Here is a 22,791-nt window from a genome sequence, read left to right on the forward strand (position 1 = left end):
AAAGGAGAAGGGGCATGAACCTTTTCACACCGCAGTTCCGCAATTCGCAATTGCTCGCCAGCAAGGCGCATGCGCTTATTCCCGGCGGCTGTCATACCTATGCCAAGGGCGACGACCAGTATCCGGTTCTGGCGCCCGGCTTCATCCAGCGCGGTTCCGGCTCGCATGTCTTCGATGTCGATGGCCATGAGTATATCGAATACGGCATGGGCAATCGCGCCGTGGGGCTCGGTCATGCCTATCCGCCAGTCGTGCGCGCGGTGCGCGATGCCTTGCAGGATGGTTGCAACTTCACACGCCCGAGCGCTATCGAGGTCGAATGCGCGGAAAGCTTTCTCGAGCTGATCGACAGCGCGGACATGGTGAAATTCTGCAAGGACGGGTCCGATGCGACTTCAGGCGCGGTGCGGCTGGCGCGCGCCTATACCGGGCGCGACATGGTTGCCTGCTGCGCCGATCATCCATTCTTGTCGACCGATGACTGGTTTATCGGAACCACGAAAATGAATGCGGGCATTCCCGCATCGGTCTCGGCCCTGACGGCGACGTTCCGTTACAACGACATCGCAAGCGTGCAGGCCGTGTTCGACGATTATCCGGGGCGGATCGCAGCCATTATCCTGGAGCCCGCCAAGGCCGATGAGCCGCAGGACAATTTCCTGCGTGAAGCACGGCGCATCGCCCATGAAAACGGGGCCCTGTTCATTCTGGACGAGATGATTACCGGCTTTCGCTGGCATCTGCGCGGGGCGCAGAAGCTTTACGATGTCGAACCCGATCTTTCCTGTTTCGGCAAGGCGCTGGGCAACGGGTTTGCCATTTCGGCGCTCGCGGGCAAGGCGGAATATATGCAGCTTGGCGGTCTGATCCAGACGGAACACCCCCGTGTATTCCTGCTTTCCACCACCCATGGCGCGGAAACCCATGCAATGGCGGCGGCGATTGCCACGATGACGATCTATCGCGACGAACCGGTGATTGAAAGGCTCTATGAGCAGGGTTCCAAACTGGCGGCGGGCGTGAATGCGGCTATTGCCGCCCACGGACTTCAGAACCATGTTCGCCTGTTCGGGCGGCCTTGCTGCCTTGCCTATGGTACGCTCGATGAAGCGGGGCAGCCGTCGCAGGCTTTCCGCACGCTGTTCCTTCAGGAGACGATCCGGCGTGGCGTGCTGATGCCGTCGCTGGTCGTCAGCTACACCCACAGCGACACCGACATTGCGCGGACGGTGGATGCAATCGACGGGGCGCTCGGCATCTATGTCCGCGCGCTCAATGACGGGGTGGGTTCCTATCTGACCGGGCGTCCCTCGCAGGTGGTCTATCGCCGCTTCAACGAAGCGCCGACCTATCCGCCCGCGATGCGATGAAGCGCCTCGCGGCGGTTCTGATCGCCACGATCCTGCTGTCGATGGCGGCAGGGTCGTCCCATGCGGCTGGCCAGTTTCCGATCAGGGTCGTTGAGGACGGACGCATTTTCGAGGATGCGACGGGCAAGCCCTTCCTGTTGCAGGGCGATACGGCATGGTCGCTGATTGCCGAATTGAAACGGGAAGACGTCGAAATCTATCTTCAGGATCGCAGGAAGCGCGGCTTCAACGCCATTCTGGTCAATCTTCTCGAACACCGGTTTTCCAGCCATCCGCCTGGCAATGCCTATGGAGAGAAGCCCTTCGAGGGCGATGCGTTCGGTGAGCTCAATCCGAGATATTTCGACCATGCCGCCTGGGTGATCGGGCGGGCGGAGCAACTGGGAATGGCTGTCTTTCTGGCGCCCGCCTATCTGGGCGTCAACGGCAACAGTCAGGGCTGGTTTTCCAAGGTTCAGGCTGCGGGACCGGCGAAAATGCGGGGCTATGGCGAAGCGATTGCCCGGCGATTTGCCGGATTCCACAATATCGTCTGGGTTTTGGGCGGTGATTTCAATGCGCCGGATCGCCAGCTTGTCTCTGATCTGGCCGAGGGTATAGCGCTGGTTTCCCCCAATGCGCTCCAGACGGTACATTCCGGCCGCAACACCAATACGGCGGAACTCTGGGCCGACCAGCCATGGCTGAGCCTCGATACGGTTTATACCTATGACGATGTTCATGCGGCGATTTCTGCCCGGCGGCAAACGGGCAGGATGCCGGTCATCCTGCTGGAAGGCGCTTATGAGTTCGAGCGCGAAACCACGGCGCGCATGATCCGCCGCAATGCCTATGGCGCGCTGCTGGCCGGTGCCGCCGGACAGTTCTTCGGCAATAACCCGATCTGGCATTTCACCGGACCCGGTATCTTCAACGCTGACCGCAGCTGGCAGGAAGCGCTCGGCAGCGCTGGCGCGCGATCGATGACCGTAATGAAGAAACTGTTCGACAGGCTGCCATGGCCGCATTTGCAACCGGATCGTGAAAAGCGCATCGCATTGAAGCCGGAAAGCTACGCCTCGTCCCTGCCTGATGGCACGCTGTCGGTTATCTATGGCGACGCCGACGGCTTTGCGGTGGCAAAGCAGGCGATCGGGCAAGCGGTCGGGCAAGGCGGGAAGGCAATCTGGTTCGATCCGGTTTCCGGCATGTTCGCGGATGCGGGCCCGCCGAAGATCGAGGGAACGGTTGCGACCTATATGCCCGCGCAGGCAAAAAATGGGGGCGGGGGAACCGACTGGCTTTTGCTGATCGGCAGCGCCGAGCGCCTGCGCTGCATCCGAAAGGAGTAGGCGATACGCCCTTTTCCTCCTTTCATAAACGCTTGTCCTAACCGGACATGCCTTCGGTCAAGTCGTCGCTCCCGCCCTCCATCGCTAACATGCATTTATCAAAGCTTGAGGAGTCGGACATGAAGGTACTGGTTACGGGCAATCAGGGCTATATCGGGTCGGTCATGGTGCCGGTCCTGATAAATGCGGGGCATGAAGTGTCCGGCTACGACATTGGCCTTTACGAACATTGCCATTTTGAAGAAGGCGGCGCGGTGATGAATGTGCCGACCCTTCGCAAGGACGTGCGCGATGTGTCGCCGCGCGATCTCGAGGGGTTCGATGCGGTCATTCACCTCGCAGCACTTTCCAACGATCCGCTCGGCAATCTCAATGAGGAACTGACCTACGACATCAATCACCGGGCGAGCGTCGCCATGGCCAAGGCTGCCAAGCGCGCCGGTGTGGGGCGTTTTCTGTTTGCCTCATCCTGCAGCAATTACGGCATCAGCGATGCCGATCTGATCGATGAAACCGGCGACCTGAAGCCGGTAACGGCCTATGGCCGGTCCAAGGTGCGGGCGGAACAGGAAATCCGGGAACTGGCCGATGCAAGCTTCTGCCCGGTCTATCTGCGGCCCGCGACCGCCTACGGCGTTTCGCCCTTCCTGCGCTTCGATATCGTGCTCAACAATCTGGTGGCATGGGCGGTGACGAAGGGACTGATCTATCTCAAGTCTGACGGCACGCCCTGGCGTCCCATCGTCCATATTCGCGATATTTCCCGCGCCTTCATGGCGGCGATGGAAGCCCCGCGCGAGAAAGTCTGGAATGAGGCTTTCAATGTCGGCTCGACCGAGCACAATTACCGCATCCGCGATATTGCGGGGATCGTTGCCGAGAATGTTCCTGATTGCCGCATCGAATATGCGGATGATGCGGGGCCGGATACGCGATCCTATCGCGTCAGTTTTGAAAAGCTGGCGCGGGTGCTGCCGGAAGCCAAGCCGGAATGGGATGCCGTTGCCGGCACGCGTGAACTGCTTGCAGCCTATAGCCGCTCGACCCTGACGCTTGAGGAGTTCGAGGGGCCACGGTTCCAGCGCATCGCCCATATCCGCAAGCTGATAGCCGAAGGCGTGCTGGATGCCGATCTGCGGCGTGTCGAAGAACAGTCGCAACCTCTGCGGGCCACGGCATGATGGATACGGGGGCGGGCAGAAGCACCGAATGGGCCGTTCCACCGCCAACGGACGGAACGGCCATATACGAACTTGCTGCCCGCCTTTATCCGCTTTGCCGCAGTCTGGCGGGCGACGGCGTGCGCGAGACGCTCGCCATCATCGGCGAAAATCTGCCGCTGACGGTCCATCAGGTGCCGAGCGGCACGCCGCTTTACGACTGGAAAGCGCCGCAGGAATGGATCATTCGTGAGGCCTATATCGCGGATACGAGCGGCAATCGCATCGTCGATTTCGCCCGGCACAATCTGCATGTGGTGAATTTCAGCGTGAGCGTGCGGGCGCGAATGCCACTCAGTGCGCTGAAGGCGCATATCCATACGCTGCCCGACCAGCCGGACCTCATTCCCTACCGCACCTGTTATCATGCGGAGGGATGGGGTTTCTGCATGGCGCATAGTGAATTTCTGGCGATGCAGGATGGCGATTATGACGTTGTGATCGACGCGGAGCGGCGCGACGGCTTTCTGACCTTCGGCGAGTTCATTCACCGGGGAGAAACCGACGAGACCTTCATCCTGTCGGCCCATCTCTGCCACCCGTCGCTCGCCAATGACAATTGTTCCGGGCTGGCGCTGCTGGCCCGTCTCGGCGAAGTGCTGCAATCAAGGCGCACGCGCCTGACCTATCGCCTGCTTTTCGGTCCGGCGACGTTCGGCGCGCTTGCATGGCTTCAACAGAACGAGGCGCATCTGGGATTGGTGCGGCATGGGCTGGTCCTGTCCTGCGTCGGCGATGCGGGCGGGCCGAACTACAAGCGCAGCCGTCGCGGCGATGCCGAGATCGATCGGATCATGGGCCACGTGCTTGCCGGACGCGCCGATGCGGTGCTTCATGATTTCTGGCCCTATGGCTATGACGAGCGCCAGTTCTGTTCGCCGGGATTCAATCTGCCGGTCGGCATGTTCCAGCGCAGCCTTTATGGCACTTTTCCCGAATATCACACATCGGCCGACAATCTCGATTTCATCAAACCCGGATATCTCGATCAATCTTTCAATATGGTCATGCAGGCTATTGAAATCGCTGAACGAAACTGGCGTCCAGTGAACATTTCCCCAAAGGGAGAACCGCAGCTTGGAAGGCGCGGGCTTTATGGAAACATGGGCGGCGACAGCCGCTCGGCACATAACGCAATGGCGCTGTTATGGGTGCTCAATCTGGCGGATGGCGAGCATTCCATCCTCGATATGGCAGAGCGGGCGAAATTGCCCTTCGCAACCCTTGCCGATGCGGCTGACCGGCTCCGCGATGCGGGTTTGCTGGCGGCGACCTAAAGCAGCGGCCACGCCAGATCCTTGTCGGAAATGACGCTTGGCCTGTTCGGCCAGGGAATGCCCAATGAAGGATCATCATAGCGCAAACCTGTTGCATAATCAGGCGCATAGGGCTTCGAGATCATGTATCGCACGAGCACATCAGGCGTCAGGGTCTGGAAACCGTGCGCGCAGCCTTCCGGAATATAGAGCTGCACGCCGTTTTCCGCTGAAAGCTCCACGCCGGTCCAGCGCCGATAGGTTGGCGAATGCGGGCGCAGATCGACAAGAACGTCCCAGATCACGCCTTGCAGGCAGGTGACGAGTTTCGTCTCCGAGTGCGGCTCGCTCTGGTAATGAAGGCCGCGCAACGTTCCTTCCTCGCGGGAAAAGGAGAGGCTGTGCTGCGGAAAATGCGTTTCCATCTGTCGCTCGGCGAAGGCGCCTTCGCAAAAGACGCGTGCAAACCAGCCGCGCTCGTCCTCAAGCCTTTCAGGCTCGATGGACCAGGCGCCGTCAATATTGAGCGAAGTGAAACGCATGTCGTGCCCCGATTTGTGCAAGCGTCATTCTGCCAGCGGGTTTTTCGGGCGATAGGACCTTCTTCGACGCATCCGGCAGGCTTGCGGATGAGCCGGCCCTGTCCGAAAGAGGTACGCGCCTACGCCCCCATCGCCATTGGGTGAAGATCGGGTATCTACGCTTCATAGTCCATCCGGTGAATGTTGCGCCCGATCGTATGTACGGCTCGCCCCTGATGACAGTCTCGGCAATTTTTAGACCGCTTAGTAGTTTTGGCTATCCGACGCGGATCGGAATTCAACCCTACAGAAGACCCGGCCATATAGGTTTAAAAGGCGAGGAATGACGTATGACCATCCAGACGCCGGATATTTCGCGGAGCACGAGCATGGCGCAAGAGCAGACCGGCTGTCGGCTGTGCGGTAAACTACTTAAGCACAGCTTTGTCGACCTCGGTATGTCGCCGCCTTGCGAAAGCTTCATTACCGCGGATCGCCTCGACCGTATGGAGCCCTACTACCCGCTCTATGCGCTCGTCTGCGACCATTGCTATCTGGTGCAGCTGAAGGAGTATTTCTCGCCTGCCGAGATATTCACCGAATATGCCTATTTCTCATCCTTCGCCACCAGCTGGGTCAGCCATGCGAAGACCTATTGCGACGAGATCACCGAGCGGCTGGGGTTGAATGAAAACAGCTTCGTGGTCGAGATCGCCAGCAATGACGGCTATCTGCTGCAGCATTTTCTTCCGAAGGGCATCCCGATCCTTGGCATCGAACCGGCGGCCAATGTGGCCGAAACGGCAATCGCCAAGGGCGTGCCGACGCGCGTGGATTTCTTCGGTTCGACGCTTGCCGCCGAACTGGTCGGCGCAGGACGCAAGGCCGACCTCCTGATCGGTAACAATGTTCTGGCGCAAGTGCCTGATCTCAATGACTTTGTTCGTGGCCTGCAACTGCTGTTGAAGCCGGAGGGCGTCATTACGCTGGAGTTTCCGCATCTCGCCAACCTGATCGAGCAGAACCAGTTCGACACCATCTATCACGAGCATTTCTCGTATTTCTCGCTGCTGACAATCCGCTTCATGGCGCATCGCCATCACCTCAAGGTCATCGACGTGGAGGAACTGCCGACCCATGGCGGGTCGCTGCGGGTGTATCTTGCGCATAACAGCAGCAAGCGGAAGGCGGGGCCGCGTGTCGCCGCACTCCTGAAGCGCGAAGAGAGTTTCGGCCTCAACGAGATTTCGACCTATGAGCAGTTCGCCGAAAAGACCCGGCGTACCAAGCGCGATCTCCTGTCCTTCCTGATCGCCGCCAAGAATGCGGGCAAGCGCATCTGCGGCTATGGCGCGCCCGGCAAGGGCAATACGCTGTTGAACTATTGCGGCATCGGCACGGATTTCCTGGATTTCACGGTGGATCGCAACCCGTACAAGCATGGCCGTTTCACGCCGGGCATGCACATCCCGATCTACGATGTATCGGCAATCGACAAGTACCGGCCCGATTACATCCTCATCCTGCCGTGGAACTTCAAGGATGAGATCATCCGGCAGATGCAGCACGTGGTCGAATGGGGGGCCAAGTTCATCATTCCCATTCCGCACGTCACGTTGATTGACCCGGCACTACTCACTGAGGAGCGGTAATCATGAAAGTCGTTCTGTTCTGCGGCGGTCTTGGAACCAGAATTCGCGAATATTCGGAGAATATACCGAAGCCGATGATCCCGCTCGGCCATCAGCCGATCCTGCATCACGTCATGGAATATTACAGCGATTATGGGCACAACGAATTCGTTCTGTGCCTCGGCTACAAGGCCAATGTCGTGAAGGATTTCTTCCTGACCATCCGCCCACAGACCTTTGCGGACTGTGTGGTTTCCGATGGCGGGCGCAATGTGCAACTGCTTGAGGAAGTGGATCGCGACTGGAGTGTCACGCTGCTCGATACGGGCATATGGCGCAATATCGGCGAAAGACTGTGGAGCGCCCGGTCGCATGTGGCGAACGAGGACATGTTCCTCGCCAATTACAGCGATGGTCTCAGCGATGTAGACCTCGACGACATGACGGAACGCTTCCGTGCCAGCGGCAAGATCGCCTGTTTTCTCGCCGTCCGTCCGCCGCTGACCTATCACCTTGCCGATATTGCCGAAGGCGGCGACGTGCGTGCTTTCCGGACGTCGAACACTTCGGACATCTGGATCAATGGCGGCTACTTCCTCTTCCGCAAGGAGATCTTCGACTATATGCGCGAGGGTGAGGAACTGGTGCTGGAGCCGTTTGGCCGCCTGATCGCGGAAAACCAGCTGATGGCCTATAAATATGAGGGCTTCTGGCGCTCCATGGATACGCTGCGCGACTGGCAGACGCTTGAGGATATGGTGGAGAAGGGCGACATGCCCTGGAAGAGGCACAAGGCGGAAGAGGCCAGACGCCGCGCCACCAATGTCGCGATAGCGCTATGATCGACCTGCGTTCGCTCGCAAATCATAGCCGTCCGCTGCAATTGCTTTGTCTGGGCGCGCATTCGGACGATATCGAGATCGGCTGCGGCGGCACGCTTCTCAACCTGATCGAGAGCGGCGCGCCGCTGCATGTGGAATGGTGCGTGCTTTCGGGAAATGAGGAAAGGCGGGCGGAGGCGGAAGCTTCAGCCCGCGATTTTCTGCGTGGGATAGACAGTTTCAATATTCATCTCGCCTCTTTCGAGGATAGCTACTTTCCGGCGCAGGGCCGCGAAATCAAGCAATGGCTGATCGAACAGCGCGGGCGAGGGGTGCCGGACATGGTGTTCACCCATCGCCACGGCGACGCTCATCAGGATCACCGGACGGTCAATGAACTGACATGGAACCTGTTTCGGGATCAGGTGATCCTCGAATATGAAATTCCGAAATGGGATGGCGATCTGGGCCAGCCCAACGCCTATTCGGCGCTACCGGCCGCAATCATGGATCGCAAGATCGAACTGTTGATGAAGCACTTCGGCACCCAGCGCTCCAAGGATTGGTTCGACTCCGAAACATTTCGCGGTCTGGCGCGGCTGCGCGGCATGGAATGCCGTGCGCCCGAGACTTATGCCGAGGCTTTTCATGCCAGAAAGCTGCGGTTGTTCTAGTTTGCAATCGGCTCCGCATTGGTGTCGACACGGACGACCACCGACATGCCCGGCGCCAGACGTGCTGCATCCGGCTGATCTTCGTCGATGGCGATGCGAACGGAAAGGCGTTGCGTGATCTTTGTGAAGTTGCCGGTGGCGTTATCGGATTTGATCACGCTGAACTCTGAACCGGCGGCAGGCGCGAAGGCTTCGATACGCCCGGTCAGCTTCGCATGGCGCAGCGCATCGACGGTGAAGGTGACCGGCTGGCCGACCTTCATGCCGTAGAGCTGTGTTTCCTTGAAATTGGCCATCACCCATTTGGACTTCGGCACGACGGAGACGAGCTGCGTTCCCGCTGTCACATATTGCCCAAGCCGCACGCCCACTTCGCCGAGCGTGCCGTCACGCGGGGCGATGATATGAGTGTTCTGAAGGTCGATCCGCGCCAGCTCGACAGTTGCTTCCGCATTGGCGATATCGGCATTGAGGCTGTCGCGATTGACGATGATGGATTGAAGGTCCTGTTGCGCGACGGCCAGCGCGGCCTCCGCTTCCTCCACTGCGGCCTGCGCCTGAAGCAGACTGCCATGCGCCGTATCGGCGGAGCTTTGCGTGGTCACGCCGCGCGGCAGCAAGGCCTCGACGCGCTTGGCATTGGCTTCGGCAACTTCAAGTGCTGCCTTGGCGCCTGAAATCTGCGCCTGCCGCGACTGGATCGTCGCTTCCGCCGAGCGCTGGCTCTGTTCCGAATTGGCGAGCGCTGCCTTCTTGCTGTTGAGCGCGGCCAGCGCCTGATCCAGCTTCTGCTGATAGCTGCGGCTGTCGATCTCGAAAAGGAGGTCGCCCTGCTTCACGGACTGATAGTCGTTCACATTGACCTTGGTGACGTAACCCGCGACCTGCGGGCTGATAACGGTCACCTGACCGCGGACATAGGCATTGTCGGTCGTCTCGACGCTATGCTTGAACGGCGGCAACTGCCACGCCCACAGTACCATCAGGACACCTGCAAGGCCGATGATGAGGGCGAGACCGCCGCGAATATACTGTTTTCCAACTAACATCTTCATTACTCTTCGATTTAACCAGCCATCGTCGCACTATGGCGGCGGGCCTGCATGTTTTCATAGAGGCGATAGGCGATCAGGCATGCGAGCGAGAGGACCGCAATGACGGAGATCGCGAGAAAGGCATCGTTATAGGACAGCACCGTCGCCTCCTTGGTGACCTGTTGCCCGAGAAGCGCCAGCCCTTCGGCCCTGGTCAGTCCCTGATCGGCCAGAACCTTCGCATAGGTGCCGGATAGCGCCTGAACGCGCTGGGCGACTATCGGGTTGGACATGACCAGTTGCTCCACCAGATAGGCGGAATGGTATTTCTCCCGGATCGTGATGAACGTGCTGAATACGGCAGAACCGATAAGCCCGCCGATATTCTGCGTGAAAAGGAAGATGACGATGAAACTCGTCATGTAGGTCGGTCCCTGTTTGAGAGCCTTGGTAATGCCCGCAAGCATGGCCGGAGGCAGGAACAGGGCGCCGCCGAAGGCGATCAGGCCCTGGCTGAGATAGGCGTTGTGCGGGCGGGTAAGGTTGGTCGCATGGCTGTCCAGAAAGGCGCCGACCGCGATGAAAACCAATGCCAGCCCGAAGATGAACGATACACGTTCCAGCTTCATCCACATGCCGCAGGCAATGCCGCCCGCCAGCGAAGCGACGAGAATGACGAGATAAAGTCCGCGGCTCTGGCCGTCCTGCAGGCCGAATGCCTGAAAAAGACCGACCGCGCCCGTCGTCTGCTCGGCAAGCACGATGCGAAAGATGAAGAGGATCAGCGTGAAGCGCAGGATTTCCGGCGAGAACAGCCAGTGCAGGTTCATCAGCGGCTGCTCGCGGTTGAGCTCGAGCGCGGCGGCGCAGGCCAGCGCCGCTATCGAGATCGCAAGGCATATGCCGATCCACGGCGCTTCAAACCACCAGTAATTCTTTCCCTGAACCAGAACCACCGCGAGAAGGCCGAAGCCGATGGCAATCAGCCCATAGGCGACGAAATCCAGCCAGTGCAGCACCTTGGCGCGCGGGGCCTGTGTCATCGGCAGAATATAGACCACGGCGAAGGCGGCGAGCGACAGGCCGATCTCGACCATGTAGAGCTGCTGCCATTGCCCGATGTCGAACAGCAACGGCGAGATGACGCGCGCCAGCGGGCCTGCCGCAGCCGAACAGGTGAGCGCGAGGCTGAGGCCCCACGTCATCTTCTTGGGCGGAGGAAAGGCTTCGAGCATATAGAGAAAGCCGATCGTCGAAACCGGTGCCGCAGCCGCCCCCGCAATGAAGCGGATCGGGATCGCCGACCAGATGTCGTAGACGAGCAGATGCAACAGCGAGGATACCAGAAAGACGGCGATGGCGATTTCCGCGAAGCGGCGCAGTCCGAACTGGGTGCGGATCTTGACGAGCAGGATCGTCAGGCTGGCATAGGGAGCCATATAGGCCGCGATCAGCCATGAAGTTTCCGTCAGCGTTGCGCCAAGTGACCCCTGTATCTGCTGCGTATTGGCAGAGATGAAGTACATGCTGAGACCGCGCGTCGACCACATGAGGATGGACGCTGCAATATAGATGGCCGACATGTAAATCGGCATATGCGGAGCGGGCGGTGCCGCAGCCGGTTGCGCTGCCGGGGGTGTCTGGTCTGATTGATTGGCTTTGTTTTCTTCCGACATGGTTCTAGCGGTCTTTGTCCGCGAGCGTCGTCTCTACCGTCTGGCTGATTTCCTGAAGCACCGATAACGCCGCTTCCAGCGTGGGCCTGTCGATGCGCTGCAAAAGCTCCGACCGGATGCTGCGGGTGATTTCCTGCAACTCGCGCACCTGTGCCTGCGCTTCGTCGGTCAGTTCGATCCGTTTCGCGCGGCGGTCGCCTTCGACTGCGGCACGATAGATCAAACCCTGCTTTTCAAGGCCATCCAGAAGGCGCACCACCGATGGGTGCTCGATTTCCAGCGCATCCGCCAGCTCGCGCTGGTTCCAGTCGCGCTCCTGGGCCAGAAGCAGAAGCACGCGGGCGCGCGCCAGCGTCAGCCCGCGTTCGCGAACACGGGAATCGAACAGGTTGCGCATTTTGCGCGCGGCCGTGGACAGCTCCATGGTGAAGGCCGCTTCGAGATCGAGTTTTGATTGAGACATTGTATAGCTATCTATTATATGTGTAGCTATACATAATAATTTATTGCCTGCTAATCAATGCCGTGTGTGGCCCTGCAAAGCACGGAACCGAAAAAAATCTGCGCCTGCGGGAATAAATCGCGGTTGCCGATTGTCTTACCTCCATATCGCATGTCGCGATTGGAACCCTGTGAGGCAAATCATGAAAACGTTTGGTTTTATGTCCGTACTGGCAATTGCAGCAGTCGCGGCGTCCGCTGCTGTCGCAGCGCCATCCGTCAAGACGATGGAAAGCTCGAAGGGACAGGTCCTGGCAGGCGCCAAGGACATGACGCTTTATACTTTCGACAAGGATAGCAAGGGCGAATCCAGCTGCTATGATACCTGTGCGAAAAACTGGCCGCCCTTCAAGGCGATGAAGGGGGCGAAGGCTTCCGGCGCATATACGCTGGTCAAGCGCAAGGATGGCAGCGAGCAATGGGCAAAGGATGGAATGCCGCTCTATTACTGGGTGAAGGACAAGAAGCCCGGCGATGTGACCGGAGACGGCGTTAATGGGGTCTGGCACGTCGCAAAGCCATGAGGCTGATGTGAGCCATCCCGCCCCGGAAACTTTCGAGGGCCAGCTTCTGGCCCTCCTGCCGGTCATGCGGCGCTATTCGCGCAGCCTTGCAAAGTCCGATGCCGAAGGCGAGGACCTGCTGCAGGACTGTGTGGCCAAGGCGCTGGCCCGTCGCGGCCAGTGGCGCGGCCTCAACCTGCGTGGTTGGATACTCACGATGATGACCAACCTCTATCGCAACGGATATAAAAGCCGCGCGCCGGCACGAAACGCTGGACGCCGCCGAGAATGTCAGCATTGCGGCCTCCGAAACCGATCCGTTCCAGTTGCAGCAGTTGGAAGAGGCGATAAACACCCTGCCGGAAGATAACCGCGCGGTGCTGATGCTCATCGTCGTCGAAGGCTACAGCTATGGCGAGGCGGCGGAAATGCTGGGCATACCTGTAGGAACCGTCATGTCCCGGCTGTCGCGAGCGCGCAATCGCATTGCCGAACATATGAACGGCTCAAATATCGTAACGCTTCGGAGAAACCGATGACAGCCTCCAATTCTCCCATAACCGAAGCGGAACTGCTTGCCTTTGTCGATGGACAATTGTCCGAAGAAGAGCATATGCGCATTGCCGGGCTTCTTGATGAAAACCCCGAACAGGCGGCGCTGGCCGACGAATGGCGCAGGCAGAACGAAGGGATCAGGCACTTATTTTTCCGCTATGCCGAGCCCCGGAACGAAGACGCCGGAATGATCCGGCACGCGGAAACGCGCCAGTCGCGAACCTATCGCGGAGCCACTGCTGCTGCCGTTCTGGCCGCCTTGCTGATCGGCGGTGCGGGCGGCTTTGCAGGCTCGCGCCTGCTTTCGGAAAAGGGGCCGCAACTCGCCAGCGTGCAGACCCTGCCGGAGCAGGCTCAGGCGGCCTATCTCATCTATGCCAGCGAAGTGCGGCATCCGGTCGAGGTCTTTTCCAACGAAGAAGCACATCTGGCGGCATGGCTTGGCAAAAGGCTCGACATAGCCGACCTTCGGCTACCCGATCTCCGCTCGCTCGGCTTTCAGCTTGTCGGCGGACGCCTCTTGCCGGTCGGGGGCAAGGCTGGCGCTTTCTTCCTGTATGAAGACGAGACGGGAAAGCGGCTTTCGGTGATCGTCGGGCGCAACCCGGATAACCGCGACACGAGTTTTCGCTTCGCTTCGAGCGACGGCGTCGAAACCTTCTACTGGATCGACAAAGATCTCGGTTATGCGGTGAGCGGCGAGATATCGCGGGACCGGCTGCGGCAGGTGGCGGAAGAATGCTATCGCCAGTTTCCGAGCTGAACCGCCTTTATCGATAGTCGCTGAAAGCCTGCACCATCGCCTCTCTGGTGCTGCCGCTGGCGATCAGCGCGGCAAGCAGGATGCGGGCCTGACCGGGACGAAGCGTGCTCGCATGGATGGCGCCCGCTTCGCCGAGGTCGTATCCGCCACCGCCGCCGCCATAGCCGGGAACCAGCAGGCCTTCCGGCACGCGGCTTGAAACCACCACCGGGATATTGCGGCGGGTACACTCGCGGACGGCTTCGACAATACAAGGCGTGGCGTTGCCCGAACCGAGCGCCGCAAGCACGATGCCGCTTGCACCGGCTGCGATGCTCGCTTCAATATGGAGGGCGTCGCAGCCAGGATAGATGGCAATCAGGTCCACGCGGCGATCACCGACCGGGGCAGGGAACACCGGGCTCTGAACAAGGAGCGGACGAGCGGAGCGGAAGGCATCGGCATTGTCGCTGCTGAATTTATAGGCTCCCCACGCCGGGATGATGCGTCCGCCGAAGGCGATCTGGACGCCTTTTTCCGCATTGGCCGGATCGCTGGCAAGGCGAATGGCGGCGGCGATGTTTTCAGGGCCGTCCGCGTCTGGGTGGTCGGCGGTAAATTGCGCGCCGGTGAAAATCACCGGCTTGCCGATGCGACACTGCAACTGCACCAGCAGCGCGGTTTCTTCCATCGCGTCGGTTCCGTGCAGGACGATGATGCCATCGACCGCGCCATCCTCGAGTTCGGCTTGGACGGCACTGCTGATGCGCTGCATGTCGGAAAGGGTGAGGCTCGCGGAATCCTTGGCCATCAGGTTGACCGCGCGAAGTTTTGCTTCGGGGCCCGGCACCAGTCCCATCAGGTCTCCACCCGACAGGACCGGGGTGCTTGCTCCATTTTCCCCACGCTTGCTGGCGATGGTCCCGCCAGTGGTGATCAGCGCTATGGACGGCGTTGCAAGCGACATATTTCCGAATCCTCTTACTTATCAGGAACGCTGGCGTCTACAGCACGTTCGGCGGCAAGTCGATGGATGCGCTCACGCATCATATACCAGCCGACGATGAGGGCCGGGCCGATAACCGCCAGCGAAGCAATCGTCCAGGTGCCGACCGGATAATCGAGCGCCATCAGGACGAGCACGCCGAGCAGAAATGCCAGCGTGAGGATGCCGGTGTAGGGCGCTCCGAACATGCGGAAATCCGGACGTGCGATTTCACCACGGCGCGCGAGATGCCAAAGCTTGAGCTGGCAGAGGACGATGACGCCCCATGCCGTGATGATGCCGAGCGCGGAAAGATTGAGCGCGATTTCAAACGCTTCCGCAGGCACGACCGCATTGAGAATGACGCCGATGACGGTGACGACGGCGGTGACGGCAATGCCCATATAGGGAACGCCGTTCTTGTTCATTCTGGCCAAAGACGCCGGTGCAGAGCCGGATATCGCCATGGAATGCAGGATGCGGCCCGTGGAATAGAGACCGGCATTCAGCGACGACAGAACCGCTGTCAGGACCACGAGGTTCATGATGATATCCGCTCCCTCAACGCCGATCTTGCTAAAGAAGGTGACGAAGGGGCTCTCGCCTGCGGAATAGGCCGTATAGGGGAGAAGCAGCGACAGCAGCAGGACCGAACCCACATAAAAGACCAGCAGGCGGAACACGACGGTGCGGATTGCGCGGGGCATGACCTTGCGCGGGTCTTCGGTTTCTCCAGCCGTAGTGCCCAGCAACTCGATGGACGCATAGGCGAAAACGACGCCCTGTATGATGATGAAGGCCGGCAATATGCCGTTCGGGAACAGGCCTCCGCTATTCGGGATGATACTGAAACCTGCCGGATGACCGTCAATCGGCGTTCCGGTCACGACGAAGTAAATGCCGACCACCAGAAACGTCACGAGTGCGATGACCTTGACGAGACTGAACCAGAATTCCAGTTCGCCAAACACCTTGACTGACATGAGGTTCATCGACAGCACGATGACAAGCGCCGTCAGCGCGAATATCCATTGGTCGATGCCTTGCAGCCAAGGCACATAGTGCTTGAAGAAATTCATGTAGAGCGCAACCGCCGTCACGTCGGCGACCGAGGTCATGGCCCAGTTGAGCCAGTACATCCAGCCTGCCACGAAAGCCAGCTTCTCGCCGTAGAACTCGCGGGCATAGGAGACGAAGGAGCCGGAGCTGGGGCGATGCATGATGAGTTCGCCCAGGGCGCGCAGCACCAGAAACGCAAAGAAACCGCACAGGGCATAGACGAAGACGAGAGCCGGGCCCGCCAGCGCCAGACGTCCGCCAGCGCCGAGAAAGAGCCCGGTTCCGATTGCGCCGCCGATGGCGATCATCTGGATCTGCCTCGGTCGCAGGGCCTTGTGATAGCCGCGTTCCTCTTCGATGAACACTTCGCGTGGGGCCGGGACGGCTTTCATGGTTTCAGTCGGCATTGCTCCTCCCTGAGAGCGCGGTTTGCGGGGACGGCCATGGGGCGTGCAAGGCCACTTAGGGCACGCCGCCAGCCATTCAATGAGGGACGGATTTCATCCCGTTTGATGGGGTATTCTGTAAAGCTGCATGACAGGTTTTGGGCGGTTTTAACGCATATCGCAGAACGCGCGTCAAGTATTGCGCGCCAACTGACGAGGTTCGCTTGTGTCGCTCGAACTTTATGGACGGAGAAAAATTCAGCGGGAAGAAAGCTTTATCGGCATTTGCTAAAACGACACGAAAGCAGCGTTCCGGTCCGGTTCGGCACGACTGGCAGGCTGCGATCCTGTGGAAATATCAGCTGACCTCATCCCTGCCGATGATGGTGGTCACCGCCGTCTTGACCTTGCTCAGATGCGCTTCCATGGCAGCGCGGGCTTCGGCTTCCATCCCGCCTCGATGGCTTCCGCGATACGGCGATGCTCGACATTCGATGCTTCGCGGCGGCCCGTCATGAAGTTGACGAGTTCGGATTGCTGGATCAGCGCTTCACGCGCATCCGCCACGATCTTGGTAAAGACCGAATTTCCGGAGGCTTCGGCAATGGCGCAATGAAATTCGGAATCGAGCATCTCCCACTTCTGAAGGTCCGTCTGGCGGTCCATCTTGTCACAGAGTTCGAGCAGACGGGCGAGCTGCCGCGCATCGCGGCGCTTCGCTGCCCAGCCCGCCGCAGGGACTTCGATGAAGGGGCGCGCCTCGATCAGATCGCGGGCTGAATAGCTGCCGTAATTCAGTTCGCTTGCGGGAGAAGCATTCAGGACATAGGTGCCGCTGCCTGTCCGCGTATGGGTAAGGCCGAGCGTCTGCAGGGACCGCAAGGCTTCCCGTACGATGGGGCGGCTGACGCCGAACCGGCCAGCCAGTTGCGTTTCGGAGGGGAGGCGGGTGCCGACCGCAAGACGGCCGGATGTAATGGCGGAACGAATATCGTCGAATACGACTTCCGCCGCATTCTTGCGCGTAACAGGATGGGTGTCCGATAGCCAATCGGCCAGTTCGCTCATGTCCGCACCTCCGTCGATCGCCTTGCTCCTGTCAAGCAGCTAGGCAATTTCCAGAAGGATATCAATCCCGAACCGGTTACGAAAGGCCATCCAGGCAGACACAAATGCCCTGCGGTCCCGCTGGATCGCAGGGGGCTGGCTGGACAATATCAGGCGGCGGTTGCTGCTGTGTTCAACTTGTTGGCCGACAGGATGCTGATAAACGCTGCCCCGTAGGCCGTGAGCGGCGCCATCTTTGCAAGGGCGCTCGCAATGGCGTCGTGGCGGCTCAATTCTTCCTCGGAATCGTGGCGGAAGGAAACGCAGACAGTTTCACCATCTTCACCGATGAATTCGACCTGATAGGAATTTTCCTTGCCGCATCTTTTGACCAGAGCATCGACGATTTGCATGCAATAATTCTCCTTCCGAGCCGCATGAACGCGCCGTGGAGGATATGGTTCCATAAAATTTTATCTTTTTGCCTGCCGTCATTTCCGCCGGGAGAGACGGGCCGCACCCAACGCCGCTGCAAAGGCAAGGGCGAGCATGACGAAAGTGAACTCGGCGACCGCGGACCATCCGTCGGCCGTCCAGAAATAGCCGCCCGCAGCCCCGGCAACGCTGGAACCCAGATAATAGGCCAGCAGATAGAGCGATGAGGCGTGGCCCTTGGTCTGGAGCGCCAACCTTCCAACCAGTGCACTGGCGACCGAATGGCTGACGAAGAAGCCCACGGTGACAAGGATGATACCGGCGACGATGACGGGGAGCGGCGCAAACAGGGTCAGAAGACAGCCCACGGCCTGGATGGCAAGGCCAATGGGAAGAACAGTGAAATAGCCAAGCCTGTCACCCATTCTGCCAGCAAGCCAGGAGGCTGCGATGCCGAAGAGATAGACCGTGAAAATAGCGCCGAGCGCCGTCTGGCTAAGGCTATAGGGCGCGGCAACGACGCGGAAACCGATATAATTATAGATGGTGACGAACGAACCCATCACCAGAAACCCGATGGCGAAGAGCAGCGGCAGCGCCGGGTTGCGGATGTGGCCGAGCCATGCGCCGAGGTGGAATCGTGCGTTGAAGCCGGGACGCGCAATGAAGTTCTGCGATGGAGGCAGAAGGAGGAGAAAACCGATCGATGCGGCCAGTCCAAGCAGGCCCATGCCCGCGAGCCCGACACGCCAGGAGAAATATTCGGCAAGCGTTCCGGCAATGACCCGGCCTGCCATGCCGCCGAAAGCGTTCCCGGCGATATAGAGCCCCATCGATGCGCCAAGGCCGCGTGGGTCGATTTCTTCCGCAAGATAGGTCATGGCGACTGCCGGAACACCGCCCAGCAACAAGCCCTGCAATGCGCGAATGGCGAGCAGCATATGCCAGTCCGGCACAATCGCGCTGGCTATCGTGCAGAGCGCGGAGCCGAGAAGCGAGACGAACATCAGCGTCCTGCGTCCGAAGCGCTCGGATATGGCGGCGGCACAGAAAATTGCGAAGGCCAGAAACCCCGTCGAAACGGAAAGCGACAGCGAACTGGCCGCAGGTGTGATGTTGAAATCATGCGCGAAAAGCGGCATCAGCGGCTGGACGCAGTAGAGCAGCGAGAAGGTTGCAAATCCTGACAGGAACAGCGCGATGCTCGCATTGCGAAACGCTGGGGTTCCCTTGGTGAGATAGTGTCTTTGTTCGGACGCAGCGGGAGCTGAAACGAGCTTGAGCTGGCTTTCCGGTGTTCTTACGCTGTCGAGGCTGCGTTCTGCGAGGCGTGACATGACTTTGCCTTTTCAAATCCTCCCGCTTTTCGATCTAGTCAAAGCCGCTCCATTTGTCCAATATATGGAAGTGACGATTTTAATAGCTTTTGGATATAGCGATGGAACTGCGTCATCTACGGTATTTTCTGGCGGTGGCCGAAGAGGGTAATTTTACCCGAGCGGCTGCGAAGCTCGGGATCGGCCAGCCGCCGCTCAGCCAGCAGATACGTGATCTCGAAAACGAGATTGGCGTGGCGCTGTTTCACCGCGTTCCGCACGGCGCAGAATTGACGGCGGCAGGTACCGCGTTTCTGGATGAAGCCAAGGCTTCCCTTGCCGCCGCCGAGAAGGCGAGGCTTGCGGCGCAAGGTGCCGCGCGCGGAGAGACAGGAAGGCTTGCCTTGGGCTTCACCGCGTCATCCGCGTTCAATCCGGTGGTGAGTGGTACGATCCGAAAGTTTCGGGCCAGATGGCCCGAAGTCCGGCTGACCCTGACCGAGATGAACAGCCATCTTCTGATGCAGAGCCTGCTGCGGGGCGAGGTAGACGCAGCTTTTATCCGACCCGGTCTCGAAAACCCCAAGGATGTGCGCGTGAAGCGGCTGGCCGACGAGCCGATGATGATCGCCCTGCCAAGCCATCATCCGCTTGCGGTTCATCCTGAGCTCCCGATTTCAGCACTGGCAAACGAAGCTTTCGTGCTTTTCCCACGCATAGTCGGGCTAAGCCTTTATGACGACGTGGTCGAGGCCTGCCGGAAGGCTGGCTTTGAAATGATCGTGGCGCAGGAAGCGCCACAGATGCCGTCCGTCGTCAATCTGGTCGCAGCCGATCTCGGCGTCTCGATCGTTCCCGCCGCCATTGCGCAGATCAGGCTGGCCGGTGTCACTTACAGGCCGATCAAGGGGGAGCCGCTTCTGGCACGACTGGGCCTGGTTTCGATGAAGAATACCCGGTCCCCGCTGATCGACAATCTGATAAGCCTGTTGCCGGATCAATGATCCCCATGGCTCGGACTGAGCAGAGTGGCGTCCGGGCGGCGTTGACCGTCATCATCTGGCATGTATGATGGCCAGAGCGGCGACATGCCTGGGAGGGGACGCTGCTTTTCCATCCATAGGATTACCGTAGGCGAGGGCCGGTGGCCGCAAGCCGAACGGTCGAATTATGCCCTATCCCGTCCGAATGGAGATTTTCGTGAAACGACTTCTGATTACCGGTGCTGCGGGTGGACTGGGGCGCGTGATGCGCGAAAAGCTGGTCGGACAGGCCGAACTGTTGCGCCTTTCCGATGTTGTCGATATGGGCGAGGCCAGGCCCCATGAAGAGCTTGTGCAATGCGACCTTGGCGATCTGGATGCGGTCATGCGCCTTGTCGAGGGATGTGACGGCATTCTGCATCTTGGCGGCATTTCCACCGAGGCGTCTTTCAGCAAGATACTCAACGCGAATATCGTCGGGATGTACAATCTCTATGAGGCAGCGCGGGCGCATGGCCATCCGCGCATCATCTTCGCCAGTTCCAATCACACGATCGGTTTCTATCGACAGGACGAATATATCGACGCAAAGGCGCCCACGCGACCGGATGGCCTTTACGGCGTTTCAAAATGCTTTGGCGAGTCCATCGCCAGTCTGTATCACGACAAGTTCGGGCAGGAGACGGCAATCGTTCGCATCGGTTCCTGTTTTGAGGAGCCGCGCAACCATCGCATGCTCTCCACCTGGATGTCCCATGACGATTTTGCCAGCCTGATCGAATGCGTTTTCCGGGCACCGATGCTGGGATGTCCCGTCATCTGGGGCGTTTCCAATAATGATTCGATGTGGTGGGATAACAGCCACGCCCGTTTCCTCGGCTGGCATCCGAAGGACAATGCCGAACGCTTCCGCGCCGGACTGGAGAAGACGACCCCGCGGCCCGCGCCGGATTCAGCGCTCGCGGTCTACCAGGGCGGCGCATTTGTCGATGAGCCCATCCATCAGGATGACTGACGGACTTTTGCCCAAAGACGGATGATGTGAGAGAACGCGTATATTTTGCTTTACGTACCTCAAAACGAAAGCTAATCTTTTAATCGTGATGCTTTGGGAGGAGTTCACGTGCAGCCACAAACAGCGGCGAAAGCTTTGGAAAAGACTGGGCTGAAAAAGCGCCGGAAGCGGCGATTCGCCGTGGGCGGCTGCCTATGAGCGCGCCGGGAGAAGATGGCAGGCCAGCGCTGCTGGAGGCCGTGTCGCTTTCCAAGTCATTCGGTCCCGTTCAGGTTCTGAAAAACATTGATCTGCGCATTTTCGGCGGCGAAGTCCACGCGATCATCGGCGAGAACGGTGCCGGAAAATCGACGCTGATGAAGCTGCTGGCGGGCAATGAGCGTCCGACGGGCGGAGAAATCCGCATCGACGGCAAGCCGGTGTCCTTCTCGGGGCCGGTTGAGGCCGAAGCGCAGGGCATCGTGCTCGTGCATCAGGAAATCCTGCTCGCACCCGATCTGACCGTCGCGCAGAACATTTATCTGGGCCGTGAACTGAGCCGGGGCGTCGTCGTCGACGACAAGTCGATGCGCGAGGGCGCGCGCAAGGCCATCCGTGATCTTGGCGCCGATATCGACCCCGATACGGTCGTCGGTTCCCTGTCGATTGCACAGCGCCAACTGGTCCAGATCGCCCGCGTGCTTCTGGTGCCGCATCGTGTGGTGATCTTCGATGAGCCGACCGCTTCGCTGACGCCTTTCGAGACGGAAGCGCTGCTGAAAGTCATTCGCGATATTCGGGCCAAGGGCGTAGCTGTCCTCTATATTTCGCATCGCCTGCCGGAAGTTAAGGAAATATCCGATCGTGTGACCGTGCTTCGTGACGGGAAGCTCGTTTCCGCGCATCTGGCTTCCGAATTGCAGCCATCCGATATGGCCCGCCTGATGGTCGGCCGCGATGTCGCCAAACTCTATCCTGAACGCGCAAGCCAGCATGACAACGCTGCCATTCTCGAAATCGAGAACTTCAGCGTGCCGGGTTACGTGCAGAATGCGAGCTTCCACCTGAACCGGGGCGAAATACTCGGCTTTGCCGGGCTGGTCGGCGCAGGACGAACGGAACTGATGGAAGGCATCGTCGGTCTGCGGCCCGGCAAGGGCGATGCGCGCCACAATGGAAAGCCGGTTCATTTTCGCAATGCGCATGAAAGCCAGAAGGCGGGGATCGTTTATCTCAGCGAGGACCGCAAGGGCAAAGGGCTGCTGCTGACCAAGGATCTGGGTGTCAATCTGACGCTTGCTTCGCTGAAGAAATTCGTGCGCGGTTTGCAGATCGATCGCAACAGGGAACGCACCGCGCTTGATGATGCGATCCGCGAGTTCGATATTCGTACGGGACGCAAGGACATTCTTGCAGGCCAGCTCTCGGGCGGAAACCAGCAGAAGCTGCTGCTCGCCAAGATGATGATGCTCGAACCGTCCATCGTCATCATCGATGAACCCACGCGCGGCATCGATGTCGGCACGAAGGAGCAGATTTATCAGTTCATCGCCAATCTGGCCGATGAGGGGAAATCGATCATCGTCGTTTCGTCGGAAATGCCGGAACTGATCGGCATCTGCGACCGCATCGTCGTGATGCGGGAAGGGCAGGTCGCCGGCGAGGTCTCCGGCGACCGCATGACGGAACATGACATCGTCGTGCTTGCAACCGGCGTTGAAGCCGAAGACGCCGCATAAGAACAATAAAGT

General features: G+C 59.5%; 20 protein-coding genes and 2 pseudogenes. 13 read left to right on the forward strand and 9 right to left on the reverse strand.

The annotated features are described in order from the left end of the window. The first annotated feature begins 14 nt into the window (after positions 1–14). The 4 genes from ACS5UA_RS16445 (at position 15) to ACS5UA_RS16460 (ending at position 5,198) form a co-directional block, all read left to right on the forward strand. Positions 15–1,370 (forward strand): glutamate-1-semialdehyde 2,1-aminomutase, encoded by a 1,356-nt coding sequence (locus ACS5UA_RS16445; RefSeq protein ID WP_273771036.1) that lies wholly within the window; start codon positions 15–17, stop codon positions 1,368–1,370. Next, complete coding sequence (locus tag ACS5UA_RS16450) at positions 1,367–2,701, forward strand: apiosidase-like domain-containing protein (protein ID WP_443101522.1); 1,335 nt, start codon at positions 1,367–1,369, stop codon at positions 2,699–2,701. Before ACS5UA_RS16445 ends, ACS5UA_RS16450 begins: the two co-directional genes overlap by 4 nt. A 119-nt stretch (positions 2,702–2,820) precedes the next feature. Continuing rightward, positions 2,821–3,882, forward strand: a complete 1,062-nt coding sequence (locus ACS5UA_RS16455) for an NAD-dependent epimerase/dehydratase family protein (RefSeq protein WP_021585526.1) — start codon at positions 2,821–2,823, stop codon at positions 3,880–3,882. Then, positions 3,879–5,198, forward strand: a complete 1,320-nt coding sequence (locus ACS5UA_RS16460) for a DUF4910 domain-containing protein (protein ID WP_273771035.1) — start codon at positions 3,879–3,881, stop codon at positions 5,196–5,198. The genes ACS5UA_RS16455 and ACS5UA_RS16460 overlap by 4 nt, the downstream gene beginning before the upstream one ends. Here the strand turns inward: ACS5UA_RS16460 and rfbC are convergent. Next, on the reverse strand, positions 5,195–5,719 hold the full coding sequence (rfbC, locus tag ACS5UA_RS16465) for a dTDP-4-dehydrorhamnose 3,5-epimerase (RefSeq protein ID WP_075041497.1): 525 nt from the start codon (positions 5,717–5,719) through the stop codon (positions 5,195–5,197). The genes ACS5UA_RS16460 and rfbC overlap by 4 nt on opposite strands. A gap of 329 nt (positions 5,720–6,048) precedes the next feature. Between rfbC and ACS5UA_RS16470 the strand changes: the two genes are divergently transcribed. From ACS5UA_RS16470 to ACS5UA_RS16480, 3 genes are read left to right on the forward strand one after another with little or no spacing between them, the layout of a single operon-like run. Next, complete coding sequence (locus ACS5UA_RS16470; protein ID WP_021585523.1) at positions 6,049–7,350, forward strand: class I SAM-dependent methyltransferase; 1,302 nt, start codon at positions 6,049–6,051, stop codon at positions 7,348–7,350. A 2-nt stretch (positions 7,351–7,352) separates the two neighbouring features. After that, positions 7,353–8,171, forward strand: a complete 819-nt coding sequence (locus ACS5UA_RS16475; RefSeq protein ID WP_006468651.1) for a sugar phosphate nucleotidyltransferase — start codon at positions 7,353–7,355, stop codon at positions 8,169–8,171. Continuing rightward, positions 8,168–8,824 (forward strand): PIG-L deacetylase family protein, encoded by a 657-nt coding sequence (locus tag ACS5UA_RS16480; RefSeq protein WP_273771033.1) that lies wholly within the window; start codon positions 8,168–8,170, stop codon positions 8,822–8,824. Before ACS5UA_RS16475 ends, ACS5UA_RS16480 begins: the two co-directional genes overlap by 4 nt. Here the strand turns inward: ACS5UA_RS16480 and ACS5UA_RS16485 are convergent. Genes ACS5UA_RS16485 through ACS5UA_RS16495 form a run of 3 tightly spaced genes read right to left on the reverse strand, consistent with a single transcriptional unit; the run spans position 8,821 to position 11,997 of the window. Further along, positions 8,821–9,873 (reverse strand): HlyD family secretion protein, encoded by a 1,053-nt coding sequence (locus ACS5UA_RS16485; protein ID WP_006470344.1) that lies wholly within the window; start codon positions 9,871–9,873, stop codon positions 8,821–8,823. The two genes, ACS5UA_RS16480 and ACS5UA_RS16485, sit on opposite strands and share 4 nt — an antisense overlap. Before the next feature lie 17 nt (positions 9,874–9,890). Next, positions 9,891–11,534 carry an MFS transporter gene (locus tag ACS5UA_RS16490; protein WP_273771032.1) on the reverse strand — a complete coding sequence of 548 codons (1,644 nt, stop codon included), beginning with the start codon at positions 11,532–11,534 and terminating at the stop codon, positions 9,891–9,893. Between the two features lie 4 nt (positions 11,535–11,538). Beyond that, positions 11,539–11,997, reverse strand: coding sequence for a MarR family winged helix-turn-helix transcriptional regulator (locus ACS5UA_RS16495; RefSeq protein ID WP_006468655.1), 459 nt, complete (start codon positions 11,995–11,997; stop codon positions 11,539–11,541). 181 nt (positions 11,998–12,178) lie between these two features. Between ACS5UA_RS16495 and ACS5UA_RS16500 the strand changes: the two genes are divergently transcribed. The 3 genes and pseudogenes from ACS5UA_RS16500 to ACS5UA_RS16510 all read left to right on the forward strand — a co-directional run bounded on the left by ACS5UA_RS16500 (position 12,179) and on the right by ACS5UA_RS16510 (position 13,856). Next, positions 12,179–12,559 (forward strand): COG4315 family predicted lipoprotein, encoded by a 381-nt coding sequence (locus ACS5UA_RS16500; protein ID WP_063620460.1) that lies wholly within the window; start codon positions 12,179–12,181, stop codon positions 12,557–12,559. Continuing rightward, positions 12,531–13,077, forward strand: a pseudogene (locus tag ACS5UA_RS16505) (sigma-70 family RNA polymerase sigma factor). Before ACS5UA_RS16500 ends, ACS5UA_RS16505 begins: the two are co-directional and overlap by 29 nt. After that, on the forward strand, positions 13,074–13,856 hold the full coding sequence (locus ACS5UA_RS16510; protein WP_443101523.1) for an anti-sigma factor family protein: 783 nt from the start codon (positions 13,074–13,076) through the stop codon (positions 13,854–13,856). The pseudogene ACS5UA_RS16505 and the gene ACS5UA_RS16510 overlap by 4 nt, the downstream one beginning before the upstream one ends. A 7-nt stretch (positions 13,857–13,863) precedes the next feature. On the opposite strand, the gene ACS5UA_RS16515 is transcribed toward ACS5UA_RS16510, so the two are convergent. The 5 genes and pseudogenes from ACS5UA_RS16515 to ACS5UA_RS16535 all read right to left on the reverse strand — a co-directional run bounded on the left by ACS5UA_RS16515 (position 13,864) and on the right by ACS5UA_RS16535 (position 19,084). After that, positions 13,864–14,802 carry an asparaginase gene (locus ACS5UA_RS16515; RefSeq protein ID WP_273771028.1) on the reverse strand — a complete coding sequence of 313 codons (939 nt, stop codon included), beginning with the start codon at positions 14,800–14,802 and terminating at the stop codon, positions 13,864–13,866. A 14-nt stretch (positions 14,803–14,816) separates the two neighbouring features. Continuing rightward, a complete protein-coding gene (locus ACS5UA_RS16520) occupies positions 14,817–16,286 on the reverse strand; it encodes an amino acid permease (RefSeq protein WP_176072968.1) in 1,470 nt (489 codons plus the stop codon). 337 nt (positions 16,287–16,623) lie between these two features. Beyond that, a pseudogene (locus ACS5UA_RS16525) lies at positions 16,624–17,333 on the reverse strand (FadR/GntR family transcriptional regulator). Positions 17,334–17,482: 149 nt separating this feature from the next. After that, positions 17,483–17,725, reverse strand: a complete 243-nt coding sequence (locus tag ACS5UA_RS16530) for a hypothetical protein (RefSeq protein WP_006470341.1) — start codon at positions 17,723–17,725, stop codon at positions 17,483–17,485. A gap of 78 nt (positions 17,726–17,803) precedes the next feature. Further along, positions 17,804–19,084, reverse strand: a complete 1,281-nt coding sequence (locus ACS5UA_RS16535) for an MFS transporter (RefSeq protein WP_443101524.1) — start codon at positions 19,082–19,084, stop codon at positions 17,804–17,806. Between the two features lie 101 nt (positions 19,085–19,185). On the opposite strand from ACS5UA_RS16535, the gene ACS5UA_RS16540 reads away from it, so the two are divergent. The 3 genes from ACS5UA_RS16540 (at position 19,186) to ACS5UA_RS16550 (ending at position 22,779) form a co-directional block, all read left to right on the forward strand. Further along, positions 19,186–20,067, forward strand: coding sequence for a LysR family transcriptional regulator (locus tag ACS5UA_RS16540; protein ID WP_266018263.1), 882 nt, complete (start codon positions 19,186–19,188; stop codon positions 20,065–20,067). A gap of 196 nt (positions 20,068–20,263) precedes the next feature. After that, a complete protein-coding gene (locus ACS5UA_RS16545) occupies positions 20,264–21,061 on the forward strand; it encodes an NAD-dependent epimerase/dehydratase family protein (protein WP_151660773.1) in 798 nt (265 codons plus the stop codon). A 194-nt stretch (positions 21,062–21,255) separates the two neighbouring features. Continuing rightward, the gene (locus ACS5UA_RS16550) at positions 21,256–22,779 is read left to right on the forward strand and encodes a sugar ABC transporter ATP-binding protein (RefSeq protein WP_273771026.1); all 1,524 of its coding nucleotides are present in this window, start codon (positions 21,256–21,258) and stop codon (positions 22,777–22,779) included. The last annotated feature ends 12 nt before the right edge of the window (positions 22,780–22,791 follow it).

The organism is Brucella sp. RRSP16, from assembly GCF_052246815.1.
In the GTDB taxonomy this organism is placed as follows: domain Bacteria; phylum Pseudomonadota; class Alphaproteobacteria; order Rhizobiales; family Rhizobiaceae; genus Brucella; species Brucella intermedia.